This window comes from Cellulophaga sp. BC115SP (genome assembly GCF_009905545.1).
Classification (GTDB): Bacteria; Bacteroidota; Bacteroidia; order Cytophagales; family Spirosomataceae; genus Flectobacillus; species Flectobacillus rivi.
This window is the reverse complement of sequence record NZ_JAAALB010000023.1, coordinates 30,470-57,016: the sequence shown is the minus strand read 5'-3', so window position 1 is coordinate 57,016 and position 26,547 is coordinate 30,470. Positions and strand designations below refer to the sequence as shown.

The window sequence follows — 26,547 nt, the reverse complement described above, 5'->3', positions numbered from 1 at the left end:
TTTATATGCAAAACGATCAATTACATAAACTACTTTCAAAACAGGTAAATCGCTTTCTTGATACAGAATCGCAAGGAAGAGAGGATGTGGTGAAATTTTTGAAAGTAGTTAGTGACTCCTACGTAAACTTTGATAGAGATAAGGAGCTTTTTGAGCACTCTTCGTCTCTTAATGAAAAAGAATACGCCGAAATAAACATTCGCCTCAAAGATGAAATAGGTCAACGCAGACGCTCGATTGAGAAGTTGATTGAGGCAATTCATTCGCTTGAAACAGACAATTCTTTACCTTCATTCGACGCCGATAATTTGTTGCTTTTGGTTGACTATTTGCAGAAGCAAATTGACAATCGTAAAAAAATGGAAACTGAGCTTCGTCAGGCAAAGGATGCTGCCGAAAAAGCTACTCAAGCGAAGTCTGAGTTTTTGTCAATGATGAGCCACGAAATCAGAACGCCACTCAACGCCATTGTAGGGATGACCTATCTTATGCAACAAGAGGAATGTTCTCCTACGATGGCTGACAACTTAAAGACCCTTCAGTTTTCTACGGATAATCTACATGTACTTATCAATGATATTCTTGACTTTAGTAAAATTGAAGCAGGAAAAGTTGATTTGGAAGCCACTCCATTTGATTTCAAGCAATTAGTATCTAATATTAAAAGAGCCAATCAGGTAAAGGCTGAGGAAAAAGGTAATAGAATTCGTCTGATGGTGGATGATGATATTCCTGATTCATTAATTGGAGACCCTCTTCGTTTGGGACAAATTTTATCCAATTTGGTTTCGAATGCGGTTAAGTTTACAATCAATGGTAGTATTTCCTTAGAAATTTCTTTGGTTAGCAAAACTGACGAAGAAGCCCAGATTTATGTATCGGTAAAAGATTCAGGTATTGGTATTCCTCCAGATAAGCAAGAATTGATTTTTGAACAATTCACACAGGCCAATTCCGAAACAACTCGTAAGTTTGGAGGTACAGGATTGGGGCTTGTCATTACCAAAAAGTTGCTTGAACTTCATGGTAGTAAAATTCAACTAGAAAGTGAAGAAGGAAAAGGTGCGAAGTTTTATTTTACCTTAAAACTAAAAATTGGTAATGGTATCAAAACTATTCAAGCTCCTGTTGCTGAAAGTATCAATGAAGTAAGTTTGAAAGGAGTGAAAGTGCTATTGGTGGAGGATTATCCAGTCAATGTTAAGGTAGCGTCGAAGTTTTTAACACGTTGGGAAATTGATTTTGATGTAGCTGAAAATGGTCTGGTAGCTGTTGAAAAATACAAAAATGGCAAGTATGATGTAATTTTGATGGACTTGTTGATGCCAGAAATGGATGGCTATACCGCAACTTTACGTATTCGTGAACTTAATCCAACCATTCCAATAATTGCATTAACAGCTTCAGCAACGCTCAATAATCAAGATAGAGCTTTTGAAGTTGGAATGAATGATTATGTAACAAAACCATTTAATCCAAAAGAGTTATTCCAAAAAATTGGAAAATATAGTCATCGTGGTTCTTGATGTTAAGTATTAATGCAAAATAAAATTGCCTTAATACGTTTTAGGCAGTAAGCCGTAGGCATTAGGCAAAAAAGCTTAAATTATTTCAAGAGAAATTCTTTTCAACTTTTAGCTTCAGCATAAAACCAAGAGCTTAATGCGGGTAAAATTATTTTAATTTTGTCACTAACTGTAGGTCTGTATAAAAGAAAAGTGGTAAGTTTTCAGATGAAAACTTACCACTTTTTATATTTTTTAAGGAGGAGTATTAAATCTTGAGGGCGTTATATTTTTAAAGCATATTGAGTCTATTCATCAATTCTGATTTGTTGGCTCTACTAATAGGAATAACTTTATTGGCAATCACTAAATTGTTTTCTTCAATGTCTACAATTTTATCGAGATGAACAATGAATGACCTATGGACTCGTAAAAACTGCTTTCCTAACTTTTCTTCCAAAGATTTCATCGTAGTATGAATCACGTACGATTGCTTGCTGGTATAGATTTTTACATAATCTCCAATATTCTCTACAAACTGAATATCTGAATAGGGGAGCCTAATGTACCTACCTTCATGCTTAATATAAATCTCGTTATGCTGCTGTAATGGACTATCTTTTTTCTGTCGTAAGTCCAAGACTTTTTCTACAGCAAGATTAAATCTAGGACCTGTAATGGGTTTTTTCAGATAATCTGTTACTTGGTATTGAAACGCATCGTAAGCATATTCGATTTTTGATGTTGTCAAAATCACCTGTGTGGTAGTGGTGGTGATTTTTTCTAATAAATCAAACCCTGTCATTTCAGGCATTTCAACATCAAGCCATATCAAATCAATCTCGTTTTGTTCTAGTACTTTAAGGGCTTGTTGGACGTTTTCACAAATGGCCACCAACTCTAAAGCACTATGTTGTTCACATAGCTTTTGCAGGGATTTCCTGGCCATGATTTCATCGTCAACAATGATACATCGTAACTTCATTTTATTGGAGGTTTTGTAAGCGTTGCAACTCTTTTTCTAAAATTGGATGAATTTGGTTCAACGCCTTCAGCAATTGATCTACCTTAGCTTTAAGGTCGTAATACTCTGGTTTGTCTAAGGCTCTACGCTCAATTTCGACAAGTTGTTTTTCGAGCTGAGTTAAACCTACCATCCCTAAGGTTGGCTTGAGCTTATGAGCCAATTTTTTCAATTCTGGAAAATTTTGTTGCTCCACAAATGGCGCCAAATCTTTAAATTCGGGATAAACATCAGATAAAAAGGTATCAAACATATCGGCTTGATATTCGACATCTCCCTCATACATCTCATCTAGTCGCTCGTAGTCAATAGGGTTTTCCACGGTAGTTGTTTGCTGTGTTGGGGGTTCGGTAATATGAACTGTTCTGATTTCTTCAAAATCATCTTCAGTTTCCTCATTAGAGAGTTTTCTATATTTTTGTAGCATTTCAAATAATTGATTCGGTGCAAACGGCTTTGGTAAAAAATCACTCATACCTACTGCCATAGCCTTCACTTTTTGGTCGAGCATAGCCGATGCCGTAAGGGCAATGATAGGTACATGTTGATTAGGTGTTTGGGTACTTCTAATAGCAATAGTAGCTTCGTAGCCATCCATGTGTGGCATCTGAAGGTCCATGAAAATAATATCAAACTTGTGTTTATGAATTTGTTCTACAGCTTGTCGCCCATCCGAAACTACCGTAAAGTGGCGATTCCATTTGTTTAAAAGACTTGAAATATACTTTTGATTCATCAAATTGTCTTCAACAACCAAGATATGTCCATTTTCAAAATCCTTAGTTTCTGAAAGTTTACTACTTGGCGCTGGCGCTGTAATAATAATATTGTCGCTTCTTTTGTAAGGTAATGAGAAAATAAAAGTTGTACCTTTTCCTTCTACACTTGTTGCATGAATATCGCCTCCTTGAAGCTCGATAAGCTCTTTGGTAATGGCCAAGCCCAAGCCTGTTCCTTTATGCTTATGCCCTTGGTGATTGATTTGCTTGAATTTTTGGAAAATCAGTTCTAGCTTCTCAGGAGAAATGCCGATACCCGTATCTGCAATTTGGAACTCCAATAATACTTCATCTTTGGCAATTTCTTTTATTTGACGAACTGTGATATTGATTTCGCCTTTTTCGGTAAATTTCTCTGCATTGCCTATGATATTTAATAGAATCTGATTGAGCAATAAGTCATCGCCGATATAAGCACCATGAATTTTTGAGTCAATCATGACATTTACTTCAAGCGGACGATTTCCAATTTTAATTTCAAATACCTTCTGAACCGTCTTTAATAAACCTACGAGGTCAAACTCCTTATGGTTTACTTCAATTTTACCTGCTTCGATTTTTGCCATATCCAACAAGTCAGAAATGAGACTATGCAAGAAGTCTGCTGAACTTCTCAAAATCTCAAGGTATTCTACTTGTTGATTGGTAGGATGGGTGTCAAACAATAGGTGAGCCATACCAATGATTGCATTCAAAGGCGTACGAATTTCGTGGCTCATATTGGCTAAGAATTGCTTTTCAGCTTGACGAGCATCTTCGGCAATTTGTTTTGCCAAACTCAATTCTTGTTCTAGCGTTTTGCGCTCAGTTAGGTCATAGTGAATCCCGATAGAACCTACAGTGACTCCATGTTCGTCAATAATCGGGGCTCCACTGATGAGTGTCCATAGGATTTCTCCATCTTTTTTAAGGATAGGCAATTCATAAGAACTACTTCCTCCAATTTTTCGAAGATTTTGCTGTTCCTCAATAACTGTGATAAATTCTTTAGGAAGAAATAGCTCCATCGCATTTTTTCCCAAGAGTTCGGCTTCTGTATATCCTACCATTTTACAAAACTTATCATAAGCTCGTATAATGGTTTGATCGTTATCTACTTCTAGCAATCCCAATTCCATATTGTTCATAATGCCGCGATATTTTTCCTCGCTTTTACGAATCGTTTCTTGGGTATTGAAATTTTCGGTAACATCATTATATCTCCAAAGATGCCCTGTATAGTGTTCATCAATGAATATTGGAATATAGTCACGCTCCAATATTCGTCCGTCGGCTGTTCGAACCTTTTCGTTGACTACCAGCTTTTGTTCTTCGACTAAGGTATTGACACGACTAGCAAACTCTTCAGGCTCACTAAAATAGTTTTTAAGATCCTGTAGTGCGCTTTCGCAGTCAATGCCTATTAGTGATTCTGGAGAAGTATTGAAGCCGAGAGTATCACAGAGAAACTGGTTTACTAAAATGATATGTCTACTTTCGTCTTCAACTAAGATACCTGACTGCATATTTGAAATCAGGGTTGAAAGACGAATTTGGGTACTTTTAAGAATCTCTTCTGTTGATTTACGGTCGGTAATATCACGAGCAACAGCTACCAGTTCGTTGATTTCACCATTTTCTAAAATTGATCTTACCGTCTGACCAATCCAGATGATATGTCCATCTTTATGAAATACTGGAAACTCATTATAGGTACTTTCTTTTTTCGTTGCTACCATCTCGTAATAAAAATTGACGAGTGATTCTCGATATTCAGGAAGTACCAATTCTGTAAAATGTCGCCCTACGATTTCGTTATCTAGATACCCCAGTCTCTGTTCAATGATAGGATTGACAAAGGTGAAATATCCGTCAGGTGAAATTTTATATATAATGTCTTGAACAGATTCAATAAGTTGTTTGTAGCGGATTTCACTTTTACTGAGTTCAGAAACTTTTTCGTTGATTTGAGCTTCTAAGCGCTGATTAAGTCGAATCAGATTTTGATTAGACTCAAATAACTCCATAGCCTTTTCGTCCAAGATTGTTTCAGCTTGAATACGAGCGGCTCTTTCACGCTCAAGTTTCGTTTTTAGTAGCTCTATTTCGTTAGTATTCATTTATTTAGCTATAATTTCAAAACGCACTATGCAGCCTTCTTTCGTTAAATTGTGAGATTTGAATATCTGCTTTGGGGTTGTGATGATCTAAGCAATTTAGGAACAGTCCAAGTGCAAAGTCTCCCATTCTGCGGTTTGAATGATAAATTAGCACGAAATGCTCATCAGTAATCTTTTGAGTATCAAAACGAGGTAATTAAGTATCAGGGGTCAGTGTCCTGAACAAAGCGATGATTTTAGCCAGAACGAGCTTCAGCTTTTTCGAGAAAATTTGTAAAAACTATACTTTTCATAAGTGGATGAAATATAATGAAGTTACAATATGGTTAAGTAATCTGTTAGATTCGGGTTCAATATCAAGCAAGAATTGAATGACGATGGTCTTATCCTAAATTAGAGTCTACTTCTTCTTGACGGTTTATTTTCTGCTGGGTTTATCAGAAAGATAAAGCTATGATATCTTTAGCAATTTATATTAAGCAACACCAATCTCTTTTCCTGAACTTTGTCTAAGCAAAATTTAGTTATATTTTCTCAAGATTATATCAGTGTGATGAGGTATTTGTGTATGGATGACTGTTTTTTTATGGGTTTCAAATTAAGGATTTTGGCGTCAGCCTTACATTACCTTACTCTCAGAGATTATTGACTAATGAAGATTTTCCCTTTACTTTCTCGTATGAAGAGTGCATAGAGAAGATGGTTCTGGTTGAAAAATCAGAATATATATGTTGTTTCAAGGGTTTCAATAATTTGGCAATAGTCTTTGAGAAAATCATTAGCAAAAATCGTGCATCTTCTTGTAATCTTTAATTATTTCTATGTTTTTACTCACAATTTTATTGAATTTTGACAATGAAAGTATTCAAATTAAATGTATATACAAATATTATGACAAAATACTTTTTGTACCAGAAAAGCGAGGTACAGACAAAAATAGTAAAGATGTGAAAACATCAAGCGTTAATATTCCTAGAAGTGTTGCGATTTTACATAACATCTATAAAATAATATTTTCAAAAAAATCAAATAAATAGATGTTTCTTACAGCAGAAATGTTCAATGGTTTTATGGATGGGTATGAGTGCTAAATTACAAGAATTTAAAATAATTTTTACGCTTTTTGATAATTTTCTTAAACCATGTACAAAATTTTTCGTATATCCTGAAAAAATGAAAAAGAATGCAAAATATATTATTGCCTATGCATTGCTATTAGTCACCCTCGCCGTGAATGTTTCGATGCCATTATTTAGGGTTTATGCCCAAAATGAAGGCTTAAGTAATGGACAAACGGCCTTGGTGTTGGCTTCTTATATTGTGGGGATGCTGCCTTGTTACATTTTTTTGGGAGGTATTTCAGATAGGATAGGTCGCAAAAAAATCATGCTATTGAGTGTGTTATTTTCTCTGGCTTCTACAACAGTGATAACGTTTCATCCAGCGGTATATACTTTGATAATAGCTCGTTTTTGTCAGGGAATCGCCCTTGGCTTGAGTATGGGTACAGGAACAGCCTATTTAACAGAAATACTGACGCTTAATCAAGAAGAACATCCAGCCACGCAAGCGGCCAATATAGCGTCTTTTTCTACGGCGATCGGTTTTAGTGGAGGAGCACTTACCACCACCTTGCTTATTATCCATGAGTTTACGTTGGTGCCGCTGAGTTATCCCGTTTTGATTGGGTTAACTATTATAGGTGTATTATTGATGTTGTTTTTACCAGATTTGCCGCCCCAAGGAGGAAAGGTGATGCGTTTGCCTTATTTTCCAGAAAATGCACTTCCTGTCAATATTGGGATAGGTGTTTGCTGGGCGGTGACAGGTATTGTCATTGCTATTATTCCTGGACAGTTGGCGTTGATTGGCTTGACTACATACGCTGGCTTTTGTTTGGTTTTAATTAATTGGACTGGTGCATTTTTGCAACCATTTATCCGAAACTTTAATCCTAAAAAAGCTGTACAAATTGGCTATCTATTGATTCCTTTGGGTTTTGGTTTAGTGATTTTAGGGTGTTATCTATCTGTCTTACTGATTATTTTGATAGGGGCTTCTATTATTGGAATGGCAGCCTATGGGTTTTCATATTTGGGAGGATTAGCTATTATTGCTAATATTGGTGGCGAACAACGAGCACGAGCTGTTTCGGGATTTATGTTTGTTGGATACATCGGATTTGGCATTCCTGCTATTTTCCTTGGCTATTTATCTGATGCCTTGGGCATTGTTCGTGCTCTTGTGATTTTTGAAGTAATCATCATTTTAATCGGGCTATATTTTGTAAGAAAAGTAAAGTACAATCAATTGTAGATTTGGGATTTCTGATTTCGGAAATATTGAAGATTTTTATAAAATGTTCTACCTCCGCAATCCAATATCCGCCATAGCAGATTTTTGCCAGCCTTTGTAAACTATCTATTCATGACGTGCTTATTGCTTATTTCAACACAAAATGCTGTTTGGCTTGTGTTTTTCTAAAAAGTACGATACCAAACTGAAATAAGTCGATGCTTATACCGACACTGGGATGTTGTTTGATTTGTTCCCACGCTTCGGTCATCTCTTTAGACCAATAAATATCATCGAAAATCATAATCGAATTTTCATGAACTTTGGGCAAACAAATTTCAAAATAGGAAAGGGTAGGAGCTTTGCGATGGTTGGCATCGACAAAGATAAAATCAAGTGAGGAGAGTTTACTGACAACTTCTTGAAGCGTATGGTCGATGTTCCCTTTGATGATTGAAACATTATTAATACCCAATTTTGCCAGATTTTCTTGAGCAATCGCAGCTGTTTGAGGACATCCCTCAAAGCTGTACACTTTGGCATTTTGACCACTCAATGCCATGTAGGCAGTGGTTAGTCCTAGCGAAGTCCCTAAATCTAAAATGGTAGATGGCTGAAAATAGGTAACTAATCGAGCCAAAAGCTGTGCATATTTAGTTGGTTTTTGAGCAGTATTATTTAAGTCTGATATGTTTCGTTGATTGCCAGAATGAATTTTTGAGCCTGCACCCAATTCTGTAATTTCTATAGTTCTGGAATCTGACTTTAGGGCTTCACGAAGTGATTCAATCGATAGGATATGTTCGGGATCGTTTTGAATGCGCTTTGGTGCGTTGGCATCGGGAGGCTCAACACGGACTAATTGCAAATAACGACCATCGCGTGATTTGATGGCACGGTAATATAAATCAAATACAAATGGCGAATGAACCGAATGTTCATCACCTGCTTTTAGAAGGTATTTTAGATAAGATAGAATCAAAATAATCAAGAATTAATTCAAACGATAAGGCACTGTCATCGTAAAGTCAGGAACGGCAACATTAAACTTTTTCCCATCAAATACACGCTCCATGGTATAACTACCTTTCATTTTGCCAATAGAGGTATTGAAATTACAACCACTCGAATACTCATGCGAATGCCCTGGTTCGATGATAGGTTGTTGACCCACTACGCCCTCGCCCGACACTTGTCGCTCTAGCCCATTGGCATCGACAATAATCCAATGGCGATGAAGTAGCTTGACAGTATATTCGCTTTCGTTTTCGATTTTTATACGATAAGAAAAAACAAAATGGGCATGAGATGGATTAGAGTATTGTGGTTGATACTCTGTTTCTACAGTTACTTTAATGCCATGTGTAATTGCCGAGACCATGTTTTTTACAATTTGGGTATGATGAATTTACAAGTGGTGCAAAATTCTTTATGTTTTAACAGCGTAAAAATAAATATAATTCCGATTTTGCTACTGTATTAACAAATACAAAGTTAGGTTTGAAAATGTGAAAATGTGTAGTTTTGTTAAAAAAGCATAGATCAATTTTTAGAATAATTAAATACTTTCTGTAAAACACCAAGAACGTATGGATGTAAAAATAGAGTCTTCATGGAAGACCAGACTGGCGGGTGAGTTCGAAAAGCCGTATTTTACTCAATTAGTATCATTTGTAAAAGAAGAATACCAATCTCAAAAGATATATCCTCCTGGAAAACTCATTTTCAACGCTTTTGATAAATGTCCTTTCGACCAAACAAAGGTAGTTATTTTGGGGCAGGATCCTTATCATGGCCTTAATCAAGCGATGGGATTATCTTTCTCAGTCAACGATGGAATTGCTTTTCCTCCTTCTTTAATCAATATTTTCAAAGAAATTAAAGACGATTTAGGTACAGATATGCCTGCATCTGGAAATTTGGAGCGCTGGGCAACTCAAGGTGTATTATTGTTGAATGCCACTTTGACTGTGCGAGCTAATAGCGCTGGCTCACATCAAAAAAAAGGTTGGGAACAGTTTACCGATGCCGTAATCAAATGTTTGTCCGATGAAAAAGAAGGTGTGGTATTTTTGCTTTGGGGAAAATATGCTCAAGATAAAGGTGCTGTGATAGATACTAAAAAGCATTTGGTGTTGAAATGCAAGCACCCTTCACCAATGTCGGCTAATCAAGGCGGATGGTTTGGTAATAAACATTTTTCACAGACCAATGCTTATTTGCTCAACAGAGGACAACAACCCATTGTGTGGTAACAAATGTTCATGTAGAATTGTGAGTGTATTCGCAATTCATAACTCTCGCTTATACAGTTTATTATGAAAAAAATCTTGCGTGTTTTAATTCTTTTATGTTGTTCGTTTGGTACTCTGGCACAGCAGTCTGTAGTATCTCTCGAACTCACCAATACAGGAAAAGATACCTTATACCTTTCGTATGATCCACTGTTTCTTGGAGCAAAAGTGAGGAAAGACTTTTTTGTGGCAGCCTCTGGTATATCTGATGCCATTCAATTTGGGATAGCAGACGAAGGAATTGTAGATTTGAATTTTAGAGGAAAAGTGTTTCATCTGTATTTGGAAAGGGGAAATCAAGTAAAGATTAAAATTGATGGTAAAGATTGGCCAAAATCGCTTCAGATAGAGGGCTCATTAAATGCTGAAAATGCTTTTTTACAGCAATTCAATGAAAAATTTGCTGATAATTTCAATGCTACAAAAGTATTTGCTCAAATGGCTGAAATCCCGATAGATTCATTGGAAATGACATTATTTGATGCTAAGAAAGCGCAATCCGATTTTTATAAAAAAGCCACAGGATTGGAGAAGTTTTCACCAAAATTTAAGCAATATATTGAAAACCAAATTCGCTGGAATTATTGGAACTACTTGTTGGCATATCCTATTGTCAAAGGCAATACAAATACCGCTCTCACTAAGGTAATGGCCTTGCCAAATACTTTGGTGGCCGATTTGGATACCAAAAAACTGCAAGACGATGCCTTACTTTCGGACTCATATCGAAGCTTTTTGAGCTATTATGTGACCTATTTTAACTCAAAAGCACACGATTTTGAAAAGTACAAAGATCAAAGTAAGTCAATGACCGATAAGCATAATTTTGCTAGAGAACATTTGCCCTTGCTAAGTTATCAGTATTATTTGGCGTATTTGCTTTATAATAATTGTGACAAAGTGTTGCCTTCTGTAGCTCGTAATACCTTTGCTGCTTTGTCTGTCTCCTCTACTGCCGATGCTTGGTCAAAAGTAATTAAAGATAAGTGTGGAGTTATTTTAGGAGCAAAAGACGCCGAAATAGCGAAAGTACTAGAAGCAAAGGATGGCTCGTTTAGAGCTATAAATCTAAAGGGGGATAGTGTTGCGTTGTCGAGTCTGAAAGGTAAAATTTTGTATATTGATTTTTGGGCAACGTGGTGTAAACCATGTATTGAGGAGTTTCCTTATTCCAAAAAACTCATGCAATCTATACCGAGCAAATTCAAAAAAGATATTGAGTTTTTGTATATCTCGGTAGACGATACAGAAGAATTGTGGAAAAAGGGTGTTGAAAAACATGCTTTAATGGAAGGACTTAATTTGTTTTCAAAAGGAGGATGGTACTCTGAAGCCGCCAAACGCTTTAAATTGCAAGCGATTCCTAGGTATTTGATTATCAATAAAAAGGGGGAAATTGTTTACGAAAACGCCAAACGTCCTAGCGACCCACGAACTTTGGGAGAGTTGATACAATTACTAGAAGAGAAATAAATTCCAGCATTGAGTGATTGGTGAGTGCGTGAAAGAGTTATGCTAAATACGCCAATAGAGCCGCGATCCCTTGCATCTAGAGATGTGCCAAACCGAATGTTGAAATTAGGATGGTTCTATAAATTTCATTAAAAAAAGCGCTCGACAATTATTTTTCGAGCGCTTTTTTTAATACCACTATGCTATGTTTGACTCCGCTTAAGACGCAAAGCATTGCGTCTCTACTAGAGAATAATCACGCAATCACTAAATATGGAATTAAGCATCCATTTCTTGCAGTAAACTAGCAAAGAATACATATTTACCTTTGTAGCGAGCATCTACTTTAGCGATAAATTCATCAAAATGGATTGCTTCATAAATATCATAATGTTGCTTAGTTTCGAAAGCATACTGAAATGAATAAGTAGCGCCACCATTGTGTACTTCAGTCAATAATTTTAAGATTTTGAAATTGGTTGGTAAGCCTGTCGCCATGATTTCGGGAATATGTTGAGATTTCATCCATGACAAAAACTCTACCTCGGCTTGTGTATCGATATTGAAAGTTACATTTTGCAAATACATGATTCTTCTGACCTTTTACAAAGATTGACTATTGATAAAAACAAAATCCATTATCGTGGAGGATAATGGATTTTGCAAAATTACAGTAAAAAATCTTATTGGTTTGCCATTTTACGGATTTCGTCAAATTTCGTACAATTGGTAACACAATCTCCGCTACTGTTAAGAATGAACTTTCCTCCCGATGAGTCTATGAGTTCGAATTGCTTGGTAGCGGGCAAAATATTGATTTCATTAAAGGAACATGGAGCAATTTTAGCATTGAATTTATTGATAATTCCAAGCTTTCCATTGCCTTTTGACACGACAGCCAAACCATTATTGAAAGGCCGTATTTCGTCATAGTCGAAGGCTATTTGGACTTTTCCCTTTTTATCGATAAAACCATATTTACCATTATCAAATTTTACACCGTATAAACCTTCCGTCGAATACAACATTTCTTTGTAGGCTGGTTTTGCAACTACACGACCCGAAGTATCAATAAGTCCCCATTTGCCTTCTTTCAATACTGGGAATAACTGGTTGGCATCAAATTTACGAATAGACTTGTATCCTTGTGCAGTGATACGACGAGCGTTGGCACGTTCTACCAAGTTAAACTCCATTTCTTCATCACCATCTTTGTTGGGTGTAAAAGTTTTTACTACCACATAGTTTCCATTGAAAATAGTATCTGTTGTGGCATATCTGATGCCAATAGGAGCTACTTCGTTTGTTTTTCCAATTACTACTGTTCCATTCTTATCATAAACCATATCTACTTTACAGTTACCAGATGGAATGCTACAGTTTTTGGCATTTTCACGTACAACTACCAACCCAAATTTATTGAAATTGGCAACTTCGTCATAAGCCAATGGAATTACTTCTGTTCCATCATGTTTGATATAACCACAACGAACAGCATTGCTTACATCTTTACAAGCTGAAATCAAACCGTATTGGTTGAAACTTCCCAAACTACGATAAACAGGGTCAATCACTACTTTGAGGTCAGTATTGATAAAACCAAAATACTTCCCGTCCTTAATAGGAGCTAGTCCAAAGCGGTTAAATTCTCCTATAGAAAGATACGATTTACTAGTGCGAAGGTCTTTGAAATCTACTAATTTAAAGCCTGTTTCATCTTTGGCTAAACCCAAATTTACAGTAGCAATACTTGGGTCAACAGGCATAGGAATGATACTTTCAAAAATAGGTTTTAGACGAATATTACCTTCGGTATCCATCAAACCCATTTTCTTATTTTGTTCAATAATCATCCATTTGCCTTGCTCGGTAGTTGCGCTAAGGTTATCGTAAATAGGGTCAATTTTGACTGTACCGTCGTATTTGATAAGTCCAAAGAACTTACCAATCCTAACTCTTAGGAGTTCACGATTGAAGGCTAAAATTTCATCATAGTATTCAGATAATACTTTTTTAGATTGGTCGTAAGAGTTGTCGATAAGGGCAAATTTGCCATTTTTGAATTTCGCAACACTAATACCATATTTGAGAGCTTTTGCTTCTACAACATTTTCGAGGGCTTCACTTTCATTGCCATATACATCTATGAAATACCATTCAAATTTTTTAACGAGTGCTTTTCCGTCGTTAAAATTCTCTGCTTTTTCAAATTGACATGGAATCACTTCGTCGCCACAGTAATTCAAGTATCCAAACACTTGGTCTTTCTTGATACGAGCAAAACCTTGATGGTAGTTTTCTACCAATCCGTAGCGAGAGTTTCCTTTGAACGATTCGAGCGGGAATCCTACAATTTCCTCTCCGTCAAGGTCATTCATTTTTACAAAATTCCCATCATTCTTTGCAGAAAAGCATTGTGCCGAAACCACTGCAGAATGGCGACTTTTGATTTCGCTTTTTTGTTCAATCTGAAAAATATCTCTGATGTTGTCTGTTTCGATGCTACGAATATCCGCTTTATATTTTTTGTCTAACTTGGCAATAAGACTGGCGAATGTTTCGGTTGACGTGGATTTGTCTGCGGAGCTAGACACGGAAGAGAGTTCTACAACTAAAGGATTTCGGTTATTTTTTTCCAATACTTCTAATTTTGAACGAAGTATATTCACCGTTTGCTTACGAGCCGTACCGACGGACTCTAGTCGTTCGGTTACGCGCATATCACCAATAAAGGTATTGGTTGAGTCTTTTTTGGCTGCCGAAATGGCTTGTTGAGCAAAATTGTAGTGGCAATAACTGAGTAATAGCGTTAGGAGTAATTTTTTTTTCATCTTAATTAGGGCTTCTATACTTAAGGGTCGGGTTTTCGATAGTGATGTTGTGTTTAAGGGGCAATTAAAATAATGGGTAAAGCACTTTTGTATTAAGTATTGCGCAAAAAAACTTGATTTTGAGCGTTATCCTCTTACAAATGTAAGTAAATGACGTTTATGGGACAAGTCTTATACGTTTCTAAAAAACACCTTTAAAGATAATACAAATGCTTGAGAAACCATTTGTATTACCCAAAGATGTTTTAGTAATAACATGTCAATATTCTTTTGAGACCAAGCCTATCTTAGGATTCATTCAAAGCATTCCATAAAATTTCGACAGGGTGTAATGCGGTTCTGCCTGTACCATCCTTGATTTGATGACGACAACTAGTACCAGGTGCTGCAATGATTACCTCTTCTGGTTGTTGACGCACTGTTGGGAAAAGTACTAACTCGCCAATTTTCATGGAAGTTTCATAATGTTCTTCCTCATAACCAAACGAACCTGCCATTCCGCAACAACCCGAAGGAATGAGTTGCACTTCGAAGTTTTTAGGTAACGAAAGAAGTTTTTTGGTAGGAATTAGCGAAGATAAAGCCTTTTGATGGCAGTGACCATGCAATTTTATTAAGCGCTTTTCTTTCGTAAACCAATCTGGCGAAATATGTTTTTTATCTATTTCTTGTGCCAAAAATTCGTCAATCAAATAAGTATTATCAGCAACCAGCTCCGCCTCTGCACGATATTCAGCAGGTACCAAATCGAGATATTCATCACGTAATGTTAGAATCGCTGATGGCTCTATTCCAATGATAGGACTTTGGTCTTCGAGAGCTTTTGCCAACAGTTTTACATTCTGAATCGCAATTTTTTGTGCCTTTCTGACCATACCTTTTGACAAATAGGTACGTCCACTTTCGATATGTTCTGGAATATGAACTTCGTAGCCCAGTGCTGTCAACAATTTGATAGTCACTTTGCCTAATTCGACATCATTATAATTGGTGAACTCGTCACAGAATAGATATACTTTTCCTTGTTTTCGAACCTTACTTGGTTTTCCGTTAAAAGGCTTGATGCTATTTTTCTGGCGTTTGGCTTGTGTTTTCAAGCGATTCAATTGCCAGTTACGCAGGGTTATATTGCCGAGCGTAGGCAAACTTCTTTCTTGGGCAAACCCTAAGGTTTTTTTGATGAATTTACTTGTTACAGCGTTCTGAGCAAAGAAATTATATACTCTTGGAAATGCCATTCCTAATGCCTGTGATTTGGTAAAACTACCAATCATTTTGGTTCTGAAAGAAATACCATTGACATCATAATAGTGCTGAAGAAATTCAGCTTTCATCTTGGCAATATCTACTTGTGATGGGCACTCTGCTTTACAGCCTTTACAAGACAAACATAAATCCATTACTTCCTTGATTTCTGGATGATTAAATGGATTTTCTTGGGTAGAATTAGTTAAAAATTGACGTAAAATATTGGCTCTTGCACGCGTGGTATCTTTTTCTTGTCGAGTTGCCATATAACTTGGACACATGGTACCACCAGTAACTTCGGTTTTACGGCAATCGCCTGAGCCTGAACATTTTTCAGCTAATCGTAAAATGCTTTCCTGTTTACTGAAATCGAAAATAGTATTTACCTTGTTAGGAACTTTTCCTGCGTCATATCGCAAGAATTCGTTCATTGGAGGAGTATCTACAATTTTATTGGCGTTAAAAATCTTTTTCTCGTCAAAAATTCCTTTAATCTCTCTGAACAAATCATAGACTTCTTTGCCCATCATAAAAGGAATAAACTCACCACGTAAACGACCGTCGCCGTGCTCGCCACTCAAAGAACCATCGTATTTTTTGACCAAAGCTGCGGTCTCGGCCAATACGGTTCTAAATAATTGCTTTCCTTCCTCAGTTTTGAGGTTAATCATTGGCTCTACGTGTAATTCTCCAGCACCTGCGTGGGCATAATAAGAAGCATTCAATCCATGTTTTTCTAATAAGGCATGAAGTTCTTCAATGTAAGCAGGCAAGTGTTCTGGAGCTACGGCACAGTCCTCGATAAGATTGACTGGCTGGGTATCTCCCGGTAGATTTCGAATCAATCCAAGTCCAGCTTTGCGGACGTCCCAAGCGGGTTTGGTATCGGCGCCTCTGATGATTGGATGCGCATATCCCAAATTAGCCTCTTTCAAATCTTTAATCATGGCATCACACAGTTTGGAAAGCTGTTCCTGCGTATCTGCCATAAATTCAACCATCAAGATAGCTTGAGGGTCGCCTTCAATAAAAAATCTATTTTTATGATATTCGTGGTGTCCTTTGGTAAAATCTAGGATGTATTTATCTACCAATTCTGAAGCCATTGGTCGGTGTTTCAGTGCAATCAAGTTGGCATGAAGCGATTCGCCAATCGAGTTACAATGAATACATACTAATGCCGATTCGGTAGGAGGTAGGGGAAGAAGATTGATTTTAGCCTCCGTCACAAATGCCAGTGTTCCTTCAGAGCCAGAGAGTAATTGGCAAAAGTTAAATGGTTTTGTGGATTGAGGTTGAAAAATCTCGTTGTCGCTCAGCATATCCAAAGCATATCCTGTATTGCGTCGTGTTAGATTTTTGTTGGGGAAAGCTTTTTCAATAGACTCTTGAATAAAAGGATTATTGAGGGCACGATGGACTTCACGGTAAATATGCCCTTCTAAGGTTTTGAGCCTTGCTTTCTCATAAAAACTTGGTCTATCCAGAGCTTTAAATTCGGCTTCTGTACCATCGCTCAATAACACTTTTGCTTCAAGCAAATGCGTACGGGTATCGCCCCACACGATTGAATGAAGCCCACAAGAGTTATTACCTATCATACCTCCAATCATAGCACGACTAGACGTGGAGGTTTCTGGACCAAAAAGTAAACCGTAGGGCTTGAGATAAGCATTTAGGTCGTCACGTATTACACCAGGTTGCACTCGCACCCAACGTTCCTCCACATTGACTTCCAAAACCTGATTGAGATATTTCGAAATATCCACGATAATACCTTTCCCAACTACCTGTCCAGCCAGCGATGTTCCAGCCGACCGAGGAATCAGCGTCAGGTGATATTCGTTGGCAAAACGAATCAAAGTTTGAATATCGCTTGCATTTTTGGGCACTGCCACTGCGATAGGTTTTTCTTGATAAACAGAGGCGTCGGTCGAATAGATCAACTTCTGAGCTTGGTGCTCTGCCGAATTATCATAGTACAACTCGCCTGCAAAATTGACTTGCAAGTCTTGGAAATTAGAAATCGTAAGCTTTTTTGACATGCCTTTGAGCCATTAGGATTAGAATAACTAATCTTTCATGTCATTTGAACAATTATGAAAGAATCGGTTAGTGAGTAGGTAAAACCGTCCGTAAATTTAGGATTTGATGTTACAATAATGAACAAAGTTTTCAACTTTATTTCCAGTCTTAAACTTATATTGCCACTCATGCTGTCAGAAAGTGCTATTGGTCATTTCTTGATTTGATTTCGAAGTACACTCTCGTAATTTTAAATTACCATTTATGAGAAAACTCTAAAGGGTGTCTTCGTACGTTTATTCATCTTGTAGCATATATGAAGTTTCTTCGACAAATTTTTGAAAGCTTTCGCTTCGCATGGCAAGCTTTACGCACAAATCTTCTACGTACAACCCTGTCATTGTTGGGTGTAACTGTGGGTATATTTTCTATTGTAGCCGTATTTACTGTGGTAGATTCAATGAATATGAACATCAGGAGCCAAATTGATTCATTTGGAAAAGGCGTAGTTTATGTAGGAAAATGGCCTTGGATTATGAGTAATAGCTATCCTTGGTGGAAGTATATCAATCGTCCTAATATGAAGTATGCCGAATACCAGTATTTGAAGGATAATTTAGAAAATGCGCAAGCAATTTCTATTATGGATGGGCGTATGACAACCCTAAAACGCAAAAGCAATAGTATGGAGGTGCGATTGGCTGGCGTGAGCTATGACTATAATGCTATTTCGGATGTGCCAGTGGGCGAAGGGCGATATTTCATGCCAAGTGAAACAGATAACTCTGCTTTCTCTATTATTTTGGGTGCAAAGGTAAAAGCGGCTTTATTCCCGAACCAAAGCGATGTGATTGGAGAGGAAATCAAAGTGAATGGGATCAAGTTTAGAGTAATCGGAACGATGAATCTCAAAGGAGAAGACTTGATTAGCTTGGGCGGTTCGCCCGACGATAGAGCGTATATCCCATATACTACCTATGCCAATGTTTTCCAGAAAGATCAACCTGAGCCAGATATTGCTATCAAAGCTTTTGATTGGGATGCTGGACAAGAAACACTCGAAGGTGAGGTTACGGGTTTGATGCGTGGACGAAGAGGTTTAAAACCCGCACAAGAGGAAAATTTTTCTATTAATAGGCTCGATGGTGCAGTGAAATTCTTCGATTCGATTTTTGCTCAACTCAACGTTGGCGGCTTTTTTATTGCGTTATTCTCCTTGCTAGTGGGAGGTTTCGGAATTGCCAATATTATGTTTGTGTCGGTAAAAGAGCGTACTAATATCATCGGTATTCAAAAATCGCTAGGAGCTAAAAACTATTTTATTTTGTTTCAATTCCTTTTTGAGTCGGTCTTGTTAAGCTTGATTGGTGGCTTTGTAGGTATTGGCATTGTGTGGCTCATCTCCCTTTTACCGTTAGGCTCATTGACCTTGATTTTGAGCTTTAAAAATATTTTCTGGGGTTTGTTTACCTCAACAGTCATTGGTGTTTTATCAGGAATTATTCCTGCATGGTCGGCTGCCAGAATGGACCCTGTTACCGCGATTCGTTCAAAATAGTGTCCTTTTGAATTTATCTCGTCTGATGTATTGTAAAGCTTCTTAAAGTTTCGCAAATTTGAAAAGACTATAATAATGGTCTTTTCACAGAATAAGAAATCAATAAGAAGTACAGTTGATGCTTTTAAAATGATAGTGTCAGCTTCATAAACAGCAAGATAATTTTCACCCAAAACGTCCAAACAAGTATGGCATTCAACGAACAATTCGACGCCGCAAAAAAAGCCACTAGTGCATTTTTTAGAAAATTAATTATCAGTATCATCAGTATCGCACTTTTAGCGGTTGTTGGGTCTTTTTTACTTACAAAAATCTCATATTCTGAAGGAGAGCGAGCAGGGGTAGTGTCAAAATTCTCTAAAAAAGGGGTGATGTTCAAAACTTTTGAAGGAGAACTCAACGTAGGTGCGCAAGGACAAGTGGGGAATATGGTGAATAATATGTGGGCTTTTACGGTAGATAATAACGACGAAAAAATTGTTCAACAGTTAGAAGATGCCATGCTTACAGGCAAGCGCGTTCGTTTGCATTATGAACAACGATATATGAAGTTTTCTTGGATGGGTGATACGGAATACTTTGTCACACGTTTAGATTTTGCTCCAGAAGGAAGATAGTTTTTTACGATTTAATCTTTTTTAAATAAAAATTAAAAGGCGACCTCAAATTTGAAGTCGCCTTTTATTATGTTCTTCTAGTCGATAATAAAGTAAGAGAAATGAGTTTTTGTAATAATCACCCATTTCTCAATCACACAACTACAAACTAAGTGTTGAAAGTACGTTGTTCATATTACGAACTGCATCCGCTGATTTGCTAAACAATGCTTGCTCTTCTTCATTGAGGTTGTAATCAATGATTTTTTCCCAACCTGTTTTACCAAGAACAACTGGTACACCCAAACAAATATCAGATTGACCATATTCGCCTTCGAGGAATACCGAGCAAGGAATTACACGTTTTTCATCACGGATGATTGATTCTACTACCGCTGCCGATGCTGCACCAGGCGCATACCAAGCCGAAGTACCTAATAAACCCGTAAGTGTTGCTCCACCTACCATGGTATCTGCCGCTACTTTATCAAGTGTTGCCCCATCCAAGTAGTTGGCTACAGGCGTACCGTTCCAAGTAGCAAGGCGCTTCAATGGAATCATGGTAGTATCACCGTGACCACCAATTACTGTAGCATGAAGGTCGTTTGGAGAAACATTCATGGCCAATGACAAATAGCACTTGAAGCGAGCCGAGTCCAAAGCACCACCCATACCAATGATACGGTTTTTAGGAAGCCCCGACGCTTTCAATGCCAAATAGGTCATTGTATCCATAGGATTTGAAACGATTACAAAAATGGCATCTGGTGAATATTGCAAGATATTGTCCACTACCGATTTAACAATGCCAGCGTTCACTCCAATGAGTTCTTCGCGAGTCATACCTGGTTTACGTGGAAGCCCCGACGTAATAACTACTACGTCTGAATTAGCAGTTTTTGAGTAATCATTCGTAACACCAGTTAAAGTTGTGTCCCAGCCCAATAGCGCAGCTGTTTGGAACATATCTAAGGCTTTTCCTTCTGCAAACCCTTGCTTAATATCCAGCAACACGACTTCGTCTGCTAATTCTTTACGAGCAATGTTATCGGCAGTAGTAGCACCCACGGCCCCTGCACCCACGACAGTTATTTTAGACATGATGATTTTTGATTAATTGTTTTGTTAAATAGAATGATTCAATCAATGCTTTCATAATGGAGAACAACGCCTTGAATTTTGCTCAAACATGTACGTTTTTGCATTGTTAGTCTTTGTAGCAAGACCCTACAAATGTAAAGCATTTAGGCATTCTGAAAACATGGATTTCTAAAATTATGTAAATTTTTTATAGGAAAGTTGCTAAATGGTATATTTGCCTTCTCAATAACTTTGTTTGTATGTTTGATAATCAAAAGATAAACAATCTTTTGATTATCAATTGATTTATCTCATCATTTATGAATAATTTAAACGGTTTATATATCAAAAACGCCGCTTGTAGCGTTTTATGTTTTACCGCAATATTAAATTTACTAACTTTCGGTAAATTTTGAGGGTAACAATTTTTGAAAATTAGCTATACTATGTTAAGCGAAATATAGATAAAATAGTGCCCATGTTCAGTTAAATTATTAAAAAGTATGGCACAAGACGATTTAGCTTCGAGAGTATTAAATTCAATATTTTTTAAGAGTGCAACCAAAAAAGCTAGCAAATATGCTATGGGAAGTTTGGCTCTTTTAGAGTTGCTAAGAGAGGTGCTTTCTAAAGCAAAAGATGTTGCTGATAAAGAAAATAAAGGGGTTGGTCAGGTCTTAACGGACAAGCTAACAACTTTGTCGAGAATGGTAAAAGCATACGTATCGGGACAATACCGTATAGTACCTTGGCCAACAATTCTCAAAATTGTAGCAGTTTTGATTTACTTTGTGTCGCCAATAGATGTAATTCCAGATATTTTGCCGATAATTGGCTTAACGGATGACCTCGCTATTGTGTTATGGCTATTTAGAGCATTGCACGAAGACATCGAGAACTTTGAAGCTTGGGAAAGAAATCAACTTTTTCAAGACTTTAGTATCGAATAAGTAAACCTAAATTCTTCGGACACTAATTGCCAAAATATCGGTAATGAAAAGTCCATATTCCAAAATCATTAAGTATATTTACAAAAATTTTAACTCAATACAGAAATGGAACTGACTTCAATCTTATTATTCTTGAACGGTTTAGGTGGTGGCGAATTACTATTGATTGGCTTAGCTATGTTGTTATTCTTTGGTGGAAAAAAATTGCCTGAATTAATGAAGGGATTGGGTAAAGGTATCAAAGAATTCAAAGATGCACAAAAAGACGTTCAGGAGCAGATTACAAAAGGTTTGGACGATACAAAATAGTATTGGCTCGTATTTGATTTGTATAACTGAGTGATAAAACTTAGTGCCAATCGTAACATAATCAAATTGCCGAAAATAGTGTGTAACACATTGTTTTCCTGTACTTATTACCTTACATAATTGCATAGTTAGGTTTGCATAGCAATCCTGACTATGCTCTTGTTTTTTTATAGTCATTACCATTTTATTTACTTTCTGTTACCTTGAAAAATTATACATCACTACAGAGTATTCAAGCTGATTTATATGCAGGAGATATTACCTGCCGCCAACTTGTAGAATTTTATCTTCAAAATATTACTGAAAAAAATACCCAATTAAATGCCTTCCTGAAAGTGTTTGATCAAGAAGCATTGGCAAAAGCTGATGAAATTGATCAAAAAATCAAAGCTGGAACTGCTGGTAAATTGGCAGGTATGGTGATTGGTATTAAAGACCTGTTGTGCTATAAAGATCACCCTTCAGCAGCAGGAAGTAGAATTCTTGAAGGTTTTGAATCTCAATTTAATGCTACTGCCGTTCAAAGGGTAATCGATGCTGATGCCATCATTATTGGTTCACAAAACTGTGATGAGTTTGGAATGGGCTCGACCAACGAAAACTCAGCCTATGGTGCTTGTCTCAACGCAGTTGGCGAAAATCGTGTAGCGGGTGGCTCTTCGGGTGGTTCGGCTGTGGCAGTACAAGCAGATATGTGCTTAGCTTCTTTGGGTACAGATACAGGCGGCTCTGTACGTATGCCAGCAGGTTTTTGTGGTTTGGTGGGTTTAAAACCAACTTATACAAGGGTGTCAAGATGGGGTCTCATTGCATATGCTTCGTCATTTGACTGTATTGGTCCTATTACTAAATCGGTGGAAGACGCAGCAATATTATTAGAGATAATTGCAGGAAAAGACGAACAAGATAGTACTGTTTCAACCTTAGATGTTCCTCAATATTCTGCTCTTGATACAACCCATAAAACCTTGAAAATTGGGTATTTGAAAGAAGCCGTTGAAAGTACAGGTCTTCAACCAGAAGTACGCGAGGCTACTTGGGCAAAACTTGAAGCGTTGAAAGCTGCTGGTCATGTGGTAGAGGCGGTAGAGTTTCCATTAATCAAGTATTTTCTTCCAACTTACTATATTTTAACAACGGCTGAAGCTAGCTCAAACCTATCTCGTTTTGATGGAGTAAAGTATGGTCACCGTTCCAATCAAGCAACAGATTTGATGTCGATGTACAAAAAATCAAGAGCTGAAGGATTTGGTAAGGAAGTAAAGCGCCGTATTATGTTAGGAACTTTTGTATTGAGTGCTTCTTATTATGACGCTTATTATACCAAGGCACAAAAAGTGAGAAGATTGATTAAGGATTATACAGACCAATTATTGTCTGAATATGACTTTTTGGTTTGTCCTACAACACCGACTACTGCCTACAAAATAGGGGAGAAGACATCAGATCCTATCCAAATGTATCTGGGTGACTTGTTTACGGTTCAAGCCAATGTAGTAGGTTTGCCAGCTATTTCTATTCCTAATGGTGTCGATAATGATGGTATGCCGATCGGGTTTCAAATTATGGCAGGGGCATTTCAAGAGGAGGCGTTGTTGAATTTTGCCAAGAGCTTATATTAGTCTTTCGATGTTGATATTCACTGATTAGAATTTCATAGATAAGCATAAACTTTAGAGGTCTAACATTAGTCTAAACCTAGATTGATGTTAGACTTTTTGTTTGGTAGAATACTTTAGTCTACACAATTTTTTTATACCCTATAGATACGCACAGAGGATGAGTTTCGAAAATCCCTTAAAATAGAAGTATTCTTAATGTTTCTTGTAATAATTCAATACTTTGTTTTTGTCGTACAATAAAATTGTGGTTTACTTAGTTAAAAATCAGTAACTTTGTTTAAAGTCCAAGCATTGACTTTATTTGAAAGAACGGATAAACACACTTCCCATAAGAATTTAGAAAAGATAAAGTGTTTCAAAAGCTTCTCATTTTACCTACGGGATTGAGCACGCATAACACGCCAAAGATATTATATTCCTTAAATCCTTATTAGAGAATTAAATGACATTGACTACATTTCGCTCGATTTTGGCAGGTTCACTGTTAATGGTTGCCCTAAGCAGTCAAGCACAGGTATCAGCAGCCTCATCGACTACCGAAAATCAAGGAACAGTGGACACGCTTTCGGTTAAGCCAGTGTATCCGCAAACCGCAACACCTCCAGCCGTTGCAGAACCTACATGGTTAATTGACCCTAATATTGTTAAGCCTCGTTTAGAAGCGCTTCAAAGAGAAATCCCATTGACTTACAATAGTACTACTCATCAGTTTGTGGAGTATTTTGCTTTTCGTAAACCCTCGTTCACGAAAACAATGCTCGAACGAAAAGATATGTATTTCCCTTTGTATGAAAAATATCTCAAAAAATACGGCTTGCCAGACGAATTAAAGTATCTTTCTTTGATTGAATCTGGACTGAATCCAAGAGCCATGTCTCGTGTAGGTGCGGGCGGGCTTTGGCAATTTATGCCTAAAACAGCTAGAATAGATTTTGGGTTAAAAATTGATGATTACGTAGACGAGCGATTTGACCCAGAAAAGGCTACAGAAGCAGCATGCCGCTATATGCGTCAGTTGTACAATATTTTTGGAGATTGGCATTTAGTTTTGGCAGCTTATAACACAGGCCCTGGCAATGTTCGTCGTGCGATTCGTCGTTGTAATGGAGGACAAACTTTTTGGGATATTTATAACTGTTTGCCTAAAGAAACAAGAGGGTATGTGCCACAATACATAGGTATTTTGTACATGATGAATCATGCAGACTCTCATGATATTGTGCCTGAAAATTATGAGTTAGCGATCGAACACGATACGATTCAGATTAACTCTTATTTGGATTTAGATAAATTGGCCACAATGGCTAATATCAATTTGGAAAGCATCCAAAAGCTTAATCCTCATATCCTGACTCATATTTTACCAAATAATACTCGTAATTTCTCGCTAAAACTCCCTAAAAGTGAATTGGCATATTTCAGGTCAAATCGTTTAATGATTATGGATTCTGCTTCAAAAATGCCAACTAATATGCTTGTTCCTGCTGGGGTAGAATTAGCAGGTCAACAACAGTCGCGTGAAGATTCAGTACCTATTGTGGTAGTAAACAAACCTACTGAACAACTAGTAGAGGACGATGTAGAGGAGGTAATCAAACGTAAACCTAAAAAAATCACATACAAGGTTCATAAGGGCGATAATCTTTTTGCCATTGCTGATAAATTCAATGTTGAAGTGTATGACTTAAAGGTTTGGAATAAACTGCGTAAGTCTGGTATTCAAACAGGACAAACCTTAGTGATTTTCAAGGAATCAGCAGTAACAAGTTCTGAAAAATACGCTCGCTCAAATGTGAGAGAAAAAGAAGACATTCGTAAGGGTAAAGTAAAGTTTCATACTGTTGAACAAGGAGATACCCTTTGGAATATTTCACAACGCTATGGAGGTATTTCTGTAGAAAAGTTGAAAAAAATGAATGGAATTAAAGGTAACGTTGTTAAAGCTGGTATGAAGCTTCGTGTATCTTAAGTTACTTACACTGATATTAAATCATTTAAAAGTCCGCATAAAGGCAATTTGGCTTATGCGGACTTTTTCTGTATTTTTGAAAGATACAATTCTCAAGGAAAGTTATCATCCAAGTTGTTTTTTGCCACAAAAAAATGCTAACCATAATACAATAAACTGGTATGATTTTGTATAGTAATATTACAAGTTTGGTGTGAGCACAAGCAAAACTTGAGTTGTATATTTTCTAAAACCTGCATTAAATACCTCTTTCTGATTTGCTAGGAGTATTTCTTCGGCCATATATCAAACTTTATTATTCAAACAAAAAGAATTATGATTGCCTATATAGATGGTAAGCTTGCGCATAAAGATCCAGCCTTTGTTATTATCGACGTCCAAGGAGTAGGATACGAAATCAAAATATCACTACAAACTTACAGCGCGCTCCAAGACGGAACAGAACGTTGTAAGCTCTATACATATCTCAACATTCGTGAGGATGCCCATGTGCTTTATGGGTTTAAGGAGTTTGACGAAAAAACCTTGTTTTTAGACCTTATCAGTGTTTCGGGTATTGGACCCAATACAGCCTTAATTATGCTTTCGTCATTGTCATCTGGCGAAATCCGTCAGGCTTTGGTAAATGAGGACGTCAAAACGATTCAGAGCATTAAAGGTATTGGTGCAAAAACTGCCCAACGTGCTATTATCGAACTGAAAGATAAGTTGAAGAAAGAAATACTAATAGGAGGTACTCAAACACCATTATTGGCTCCTTCTGGCAATAGAGTGCGTGGTGAGGCACTCGCAGCACTAGTAACACTGGGTATTCCTAAAAATGTGGCAGAAAAGAGTTTGGATACCATTATCAAGAAAGAAGGCGACAGCCTATCGGTTGAGCAACTTATCAAGCTTGCTTTACGATAATT

19 protein-coding genes and 1 pseudogene are annotated in these 26,547 nt (G+C 37.1%); 11 read left to right on the top strand and 9 right to left on the bottom strand.

Annotation, left to right across the window (positions count from 1 at the left end):
- The first annotated feature begins 5 nt into the window (after positions 1–5).
- Positions 6–1,526 (top strand): ATP-binding protein, encoded by a 1,521-nt coding sequence (locus GVN22_RS16740; protein ID WP_166552162.1) that lies wholly within the window; start codon positions 6–8, stop codon positions 1,524–1,526.
- Between the two features lie 271 nt (positions 1,527–1,797).
- Here the strand turns inward: GVN22_RS16740 and GVN22_RS16735 are convergent, their stop codons facing one another.
- The 3 genes and pseudogenes from GVN22_RS16735 to GVN22_RS28425 all read right to left on the bottom strand — a co-directional run.
- Positions 1,798–2,490 carry a LytTR family DNA-binding domain-containing protein gene (locus GVN22_RS16735; protein ID WP_166552161.1) on the bottom strand — a complete coding sequence of 231 codons (693 nt, stop codon included), beginning with the start codon at positions 2,488–2,490 and terminating at the stop codon, positions 1,798–1,800.
- A gap of 1 nt (position 2,491) precedes the next feature.
- A complete protein-coding gene (locus tag GVN22_RS16730) occupies positions 2,492–5,407 on the bottom strand; it encodes a PAS domain S-box protein (protein WP_166552160.1) in 2,916 nt (971 codons plus the stop codon).
- Between the two features lie 16 nt (positions 5,408–5,423).
- Positions 5,424–5,591, bottom strand: a pseudogene (locus tag GVN22_RS28425) (hypothetical protein); the annotation flags it as partial.
- Positions 5,592–6,580: 989 nt separating this feature from the next.
- On the opposite strand from GVN22_RS28425, the gene GVN22_RS16720 reads away from it, so the two are divergent.
- Positions 6,581–7,723, top strand: a complete 1,143-nt coding sequence (locus GVN22_RS16720) for an MFS transporter (protein WP_166552158.1) — start codon at positions 6,581–6,583, stop codon at positions 7,721–7,723.
- Positions 7,724–7,850: 127 nt separating this feature from the next.
- On the opposite strand, the gene GVN22_RS16715 is transcribed toward GVN22_RS16720, so the two are convergent.
- On the bottom strand, positions 7,851–8,684 hold the full coding sequence (locus GVN22_RS16715) for an O-methyltransferase (RefSeq protein ID WP_166552157.1): 834 nt from the start codon (positions 8,682–8,684) through the stop codon (positions 7,851–7,853).
- Between the two features lie 12 nt (positions 8,685–8,696).
- Positions 8,697–9,083, bottom strand: coding sequence for a Co2+/Mg2+ efflux protein ApaG (gene apaG / locus GVN22_RS16710; RefSeq protein ID WP_166552156.1), 387 nt, complete (start codon positions 9,081–9,083; stop codon positions 8,697–8,699).
- 208 nt (positions 9,084–9,291) lie between these two features.
- On the opposite strand from apaG, the gene ung reads away from it, so the two are divergent.
- Positions 9,292–9,957, top strand: coding sequence for a uracil-DNA glycosylase (gene ung, locus GVN22_RS16705; protein WP_166552155.1), 666 nt, complete (start codon positions 9,292–9,294; stop codon positions 9,955–9,957).
- Between the two features lie 63 nt (positions 9,958–10,020).
- Positions 10,021–11,469, top strand: a complete 1,449-nt coding sequence (locus GVN22_RS16700) for a TlpA disulfide reductase family protein (RefSeq protein ID WP_166552154.1) — start codon at positions 10,021–10,023, stop codon at positions 11,467–11,469.
- Between the two features lie 258 nt (positions 11,470–11,727).
- Here GVN22_RS16700 and GVN22_RS16695 read toward each other — a convergent pair whose 3' ends face one another.
- From GVN22_RS16695 to GVN22_RS16685, 3 genes are all read right to left on the bottom strand, one after another.
- Positions 11,728–12,036, bottom strand: coding sequence for a DUF4286 family protein (locus GVN22_RS16695; protein ID WP_166552153.1), 309 nt, complete (start codon positions 12,034–12,036; stop codon positions 11,728–11,730).
- Between the two features lie 95 nt (positions 12,037–12,131).
- Positions 12,132–14,279, bottom strand: coding sequence for a WG repeat-containing protein (locus GVN22_RS16690; RefSeq protein WP_166552152.1), 2,148 nt, complete (start codon positions 14,277–14,279; stop codon positions 12,132–12,134).
- 287 nt (positions 14,280–14,566) lie between these two features.
- Positions 14,567–17,572 carry an FAD-binding and (Fe-S)-binding domain-containing protein gene (locus GVN22_RS16685; RefSeq protein WP_166552151.1) on the bottom strand — a complete coding sequence of 1,002 codons (3,006 nt, stop codon included), beginning with the start codon at positions 17,570–17,572 and terminating at the stop codon, positions 14,567–14,569.
- A 296-nt stretch (positions 17,573–17,868) separates the two neighbouring features.
- Here GVN22_RS16685 and GVN22_RS16680 point away from each other — a divergent pair, with 296 nt between their 5' ends.
- Positions 17,869–19,110 (top strand): ABC transporter permease, encoded by a 1,242-nt coding sequence (locus tag GVN22_RS16680; protein ID WP_166552150.1) that lies wholly within the window; start codon positions 17,869–17,871, stop codon positions 19,108–19,110.
- Positions 19,111–19,298: 188 nt separating this feature from the next.
- Positions 19,299–19,727: a hypothetical protein gene (locus tag GVN22_RS16675; RefSeq protein ID WP_095166438.1), complete on the top strand. Its 429-nt coding sequence runs from the start codon at positions 19,299–19,301 to the stop codon at positions 19,725–19,727.
- 141 nt (positions 19,728–19,868) lie between these two features.
- Here GVN22_RS16675 and mdh read toward each other — a convergent pair whose 3' ends face one another.
- On the bottom strand, positions 19,869–20,807 hold the full coding sequence (gene mdh, locus GVN22_RS16670) for a malate dehydrogenase (RefSeq protein WP_095166440.1): 939 nt from the start codon (positions 20,805–20,807) through the stop codon (positions 19,869–19,871).
- A gap of 482 nt (positions 20,808–21,289) precedes the next feature.
- On the opposite strand from mdh, the gene GVN22_RS16665 reads away from it, so the two are divergent.
- From GVN22_RS16665 to ruvA, 5 genes are all read left to right on the top strand, one after another.
- The gene (locus GVN22_RS16665) at positions 21,290–21,736 is read left to right on the top strand and encodes a YkvA family protein (protein WP_166552149.1); all 447 of its coding nucleotides are present in this window, start codon (positions 21,290–21,292) and stop codon (positions 21,734–21,736) included.
- 105 nt (positions 21,737–21,841) lie between these two features.
- On the top strand, positions 21,842–22,045 hold the full coding sequence (locus GVN22_RS16660) for a twin-arginine translocase TatA/TatE family subunit (protein WP_095166444.1): 204 nt from the start codon (positions 21,842–21,844) through the stop codon (positions 22,043–22,045).
- Between the two features lie 203 nt (positions 22,046–22,248).
- The gene (gene gatA / locus GVN22_RS16655; protein ID WP_166552148.1) at positions 22,249–23,667 is read left to right on the top strand and encodes an Asp-tRNA(Asn)/Glu-tRNA(Gln) amidotransferase subunit GatA; all 1,419 of its coding nucleotides are present in this window, start codon (positions 22,249–22,251) and stop codon (positions 23,665–23,667) included.
- Positions 23,668–24,109: 442 nt separating this feature from the next.
- Positions 24,110–25,636 (top strand): lytic transglycosylase domain-containing protein, encoded by a 1,527-nt coding sequence (locus GVN22_RS16650; RefSeq protein WP_166552147.1) that lies wholly within the window; start codon positions 24,110–24,112, stop codon positions 25,634–25,636.
- 315 nt (positions 25,637–25,951) lie between these two features.
- Positions 25,952–26,545, top strand: coding sequence for a Holliday junction branch migration protein RuvA (gene ruvA / locus GVN22_RS16645; RefSeq protein ID WP_166552146.1), 594 nt, complete (start codon positions 25,952–25,954; stop codon positions 26,543–26,545).
- The last annotated feature ends 2 nt before the right edge of the window (positions 26,546–26,547 follow it).